Here is a 4,492-nt window from a genome sequence, read left to right as displayed (position 1 = left end):
GTCTCGGCGGCCACCCGGAGATCGCACCAGATCGCCAGTTCCAGGCCGCCAGCGACGGCATGGCCTTCGACGGCGGCGATCACCGGTTTCGACAAGCGCATGCGCGTCGGCCCCATCGGCCCGTCGCCATCGGCGGTCACTCGGTTGGCGCGTGCCGGCTCGCCCGAGGCCACCGCTTTCAGATCGGCACCGGCGCAGAAGTGGCCGCCGGCACCGGTGAGGATCGCGACACTCAAGGCATCGTCAGCATCGAAGGCGCGGAAGGCTTCGGCGAGCGCGTCGGCGGTTGGCCGGTCGACGCAGTTGCGCACCTCCGGCCGATCGATGGTGACGATCAGCAGCGGCGGGCGACGTTCGAGATGGACGGTGGTTTTCATGTCGTTACAAAATAAATCGTCAAACGACAATATCTGTAATGATTAGCTTCTGCAATCCTTGCCACCGTCCGTCAGCTTTTCAGCGATGAAACTCAGCGCCAAGACCTTGATCCTCGACCTGCTGCTGGCGACCGAAGGCGAGCCGCTGTCGGCGCGCGAGGCGATCAGTTCCTGCGCGCTGTTCGGCATCCGCGAAAACAACGTCCGCGTCGTGCTGCTGCGGCTGTCCGCCGAAGGTCTGATCGAAGCGACCGATCGCGGTGTTTACCGGCTTTGCGGCGCGGCCCATGAACTGGCCGATGAAGTGGCGACCTGGCGCACCGCCGAAGCGCGCCCCCGGCCGTGGAGCGGCGGCTGGCTGGTGGTGCACAGCGGCCCGCTTGCGCGCAGCGATCGCGCGCGGCTTAAAGCCAGGCAGCGGGCGCTGGACATGCTCGGCTTCCGCGAGCTCGATCCCGGCCTGTGGCTGCGGCCGGACAACATCGAGGATGGCGTCGACGCTGTCCGTGCGCGGCTGGTCAAGCTCGGCCTCGAAGCCAGTGCCGGTGTCTTCGTCGCCAGCCAGTTCGATGCCGCGCGCGAGAAGCGCATCGCCAGGTTATGGGACGGCAAGGCGCTGAACGCGAGCTACGCGAAGCTGCGACGCGAGCTGGAAAGCTGGATGCAGCGCGCGGCGAAACTCGAACCCGAAGTCGCCGCCCGCGAATCGCTGCTGATGGGCCGTCACGCGATCCGTCAGATCGTGTTCGATCCGTTGCTGCCGGCGCCGATGGTCGACGTCGACGCGCGCCACGCCTTCGTCGAAACCGTGCGCGCCTATGACCGCGCCGGCCAGGCGATCTGGCGGCAGGTGCGTTGTCTGCCGGCGCGCTCCTGAACAACCATCAGGCGCGTGCTGGCAGGCCCACGGGTTCGATAGGCTCGATGACCGGCGGCAGCAAGCGATACATCACCGGCGTCACCAGACGGCCGATCAAGGTCGAACTGACCAGGCCGCCGATGATCACCCAGGCCAGCGGCGAGTAAAGCCCCGAGCCTTGCAGCGCCAGCGGCAGCAGGCCGCCGATCGCGGTCAGCGAAGTCAGCAGGATCGGCAGGAAGCGCACTTCGCCGGCCTGCTCGATCGCGCGGTTGAGTTCCATGCCTTCGCGGCGCAGCTGATTGGTGAAATCGACCAGCAAGATCGAGTTCTTGATCTCGATGCCGATCAGGGCGATGAAGCCGATGATCGCCGAGAAGCTCATCGAATAGCCGCTCAGGAACAGCGCCACCAGGCCGCCCATGACGCCGAGCGGAATCACCGTGGCGACGATCAGGGTCGACTTGAAGCTGCCGAACTCGAGCACCAGCACGGCGAGGATGCCGAACACGGTGATGGTGATCGCGGCGCCGAAGCCGGCGAAGCTTTCGGCACGGCTTTCGGCTTCGCCGGAGACGTCGTAGCGATAACCGGCCGGCCAGGTGTAGGCGTCGAGCTTGGCGATCACCGCCTTGGTCAGCGCATCGGTGTTGTAGCCGGTGCCGGAGTACGCCGACACGGTCACCGAGCGGGCGCGGTCATAGCGTTCGATGCCGGCCGGCGATTCAACCAGTTTCAGTTCGGCAAGCTGTGCCAGCGGCACCTGCGTGCCATTGATGGTGCCGACGTGCAGGCCATCGAGCGTGTCGAGCCGGCTGCGGCCCTGCATCGGCGCGCGCAGCACCACCGGATAGTTGTCACCGCTGTCGGTGCGGAAATCACCGGCCGGCAGTCCGGCCACGGCGAGACGCAGGCTTTGATCGAGATCGATCGGCCGTACCCCGAGCAGGCCGGCGCGCTGCGGATCGACCGCCAGTTCCAGATCGAGCCGGGCGCGGCGCAGCGGATTGATCACGTCGCGGGTGCCGGGCACCGAAGCAATGATCGCTTCGACTTCGCCAGCGAGATGACGCAGCTCGCCCAGCGCCGGGCCGACGATGCGGATCGCGATCGGGGCGGCGATCGGCGGGCCGTTCTCGAACTCCTTGAGCACGATCTCGGCGCCGGGAATCGCCGCGAACTTGGTTCGCAGCCGGTCGTAGATCGCCGTGGTCCGGCGCTCGTCGTAACGCGTCAGTTCGACGAACACTTCGGCGTAGTTCGCGGCCAGTTCCTTCTGGAACACGTTGTAGTAGATCTGCGGATTGCCGCGGCCGAGATTGGCCATGGTCTTGGCGACATCCGGCTCGGCTTGCAGCTCGGCCTCGACAGCTTTCAGCACCCGATCACTGGCATTGAGGCTGGCACCGTCCGGCAAGGTGATCTGCACCAGGAACTGCGGCGTGCCGGCTTTCGGGAACAGCGAGAAACCGATCGCCGGAACCAGTGCCAGACTGACGACGAACAGCAGGCCGGCAGCCAATGCCGTGCGTTTCGGCGCGGCGAGGGCGCGATGCAGCAGCGGCGCGTAGATGCTGCGGATCAGCTTCTGAGTCGCGCGCAGGAAAGCATTGCCGTCCTCGTGCTCATGCGCTGGCAGCAGGCGCGAGGCGAGGAACGGAATGATGGTCAAGCTGACCAGCAGCGAGGCCAGCACCGTGAACACCACGGCCACCGGCAGAGAGCGGATGAACTTGCCGGCGTTCTCCGGCAGCATCAGCAGCGGCAGGAAGGCGAACAGCAGGGTTGCGGTGCAGCCGATCACCGCCAGCGAAATCTGCTTGGTCGCCAGGATCGCCGCATCGCGCCGGCTGTAGCCCATGCGCAGGAAGCGGGCGATGTTTTCGGTGACCACGATCGAGTCGTCGACCAGCAGCCCGAGTGCCACGACGAAGCCGGCGATCGACAGCTGATTGATCGAGAAGCCGGCGAACTGCAGGGCTGCAACGCCGGTGGCCAGCGACAGCGGAATCGAGATCATCACCACGCCGGCCGCGCGCAGGCCAAGCGGCAGCAGGGTGATCGCGACCAGGGCGATGGCGAGGGCGAAATCCAGGGTCAGCCGCGACAGCCGGCGATCGACGTTCTTCGATTGATCGAAGGCGCGTTCGAGCTTCACATCGGCCGGCAAGGTCGGTGCGAACTCGGCGATCACCTGCTCGATCTTTTCCTGGGTGACGAAGATGTTCTGCGCGTCCTTCTGGTTCGCGGTGACCCAGATCGCGCGCTTGCCGTTGTAGCGCGCGGTGTACTCCAGCGATTCGTAGTCCCAATCGACCTTGGCGACATCGCCGACCGTGATCAGCCGGCCCGGGCTGCCGCCGATGACGGTGTTGCGCACTTCATCGAGCGAGCGATAGCTGCCGCTGGTCTGCAGGTTGAAGCGCCGCCCGGCCACTTCGACTGGGCCACCGGGCAGGTTGGTGTTTTCGCCGGAGACGGCAGAGAGCACATCGGCCGCGCGCAGCTTCAGTTCGGCGAGGCGGCGGAAGTCGAGCGCCACTCTCAGCTCGCGTTCGGGATAAGCCCAGGTCTTCGCTTCGCGCACTGCGGCGACGGTTTCCAGCCGGTCTTCGAGCGCTTCGGCGAGATCGGCCAGGCGGCCGTAGCTCGCGGTATCCGAGACCAGCGCGATCTGCACGATGTTGACCAGACCGGGGTTGATCTTCTTGACTTCCAGCCGCGTCACGCCGGCTGGCAGCTTCGGTCGCAGGCTGGCGATTTCGCGCGTCACTTCGTCGTACTTCTTGGCAACATCGACGTCGCTCTGGAACTCGACCTGAACCACCGACAGTGAATCATCGGCGCTGGCGAACAGATGCTTGACGTCGTCGATCTCGTTCAGCGCGTCTTCGATCGGCTCGGTGACCTGGCGCTCCATTTCCAGCGGATCGGCGCCGGGATAGATGGCGACCACCGAGAACGCCGAGATCGGAAAGTACGGATCTTCAGTGCGCGGAATGCTGCGCAGGCTGCTGATGCCGAGCGCGGCCAGCAGGCCGAACATCACCAGGGTGAACGGGAAGTTCTTGACCGAGAACTCGGACAGGCTCATGGCGCAGCGATCTCATCCGCAACGACGCGCACGGTCTCGCCGTCACGCAGATAGGCCGCGCCTTCGGTGATCACCTGAGTGCCAGCCGGCAGGGCTTCGTCGAGCGCGACATCAGCACCGCTGACGAAAGCGACGCTGCGCTCGGCAGCTTTCACGGTCGAC

3 protein-coding genes are annotated in these 4,492 nt (G+C 65.8%); 1 reads left to right on the top strand and 2 read right to left on the bottom strand.

Annotation, left to right across the window (positions count from 1 at the left end; genetic code table 11):
• The coding region (locus Q0D45_RS21050) for an enoyl-CoA hydratase-related protein (RefSeq protein ID WP_293397720.1) at window positions 1-377 on the bottom strand (377 nt) is incomplete at its 3' end.
• 85 nt (window positions 378-462) lie between these two features.
• Between Q0D45_RS21050 and Q0D45_RS21045 the strand changes: the two genes are divergently transcribed.
• On the top strand, window positions 463-1,254 hold the full coding sequence (locus Q0D45_RS21045) for a PaaX family transcriptional regulator C-terminal domain-containing protein (protein ID WP_293397717.1): 792 nt from the start codon (window positions 463-465) through the stop codon (window positions 1,252-1,254).
• 7 nt (window positions 1,255-1,261) lie between these two features.
• Here the strand turns inward: Q0D45_RS21045 and Q0D45_RS21040 are convergent, their stop codons facing one another.
• Complete coding sequence (locus tag Q0D45_RS21040) at window positions 1,262-4,330, bottom strand: efflux RND transporter permease subunit (RefSeq protein ID WP_293397714.1); 3,069 nt, start codon at window positions 4,328-4,330, stop codon at window positions 1,262-1,264.
• Window positions 4,331-4,492: the final 162 nt, after the last annotated feature.

The sequence above is a fragment of the Nevskia sp. genome, assembly GCF_023266035.1.
In the GTDB taxonomy this organism is placed as follows: Bacteria; Pseudomonadota; Gammaproteobacteria; order Nevskiales; family Nevskiaceae; genus Nevskia.
Note: the sequence above shows the minus strand (reverse complement) of the source record. Positions and strands in the feature narration are given on the sequence as shown.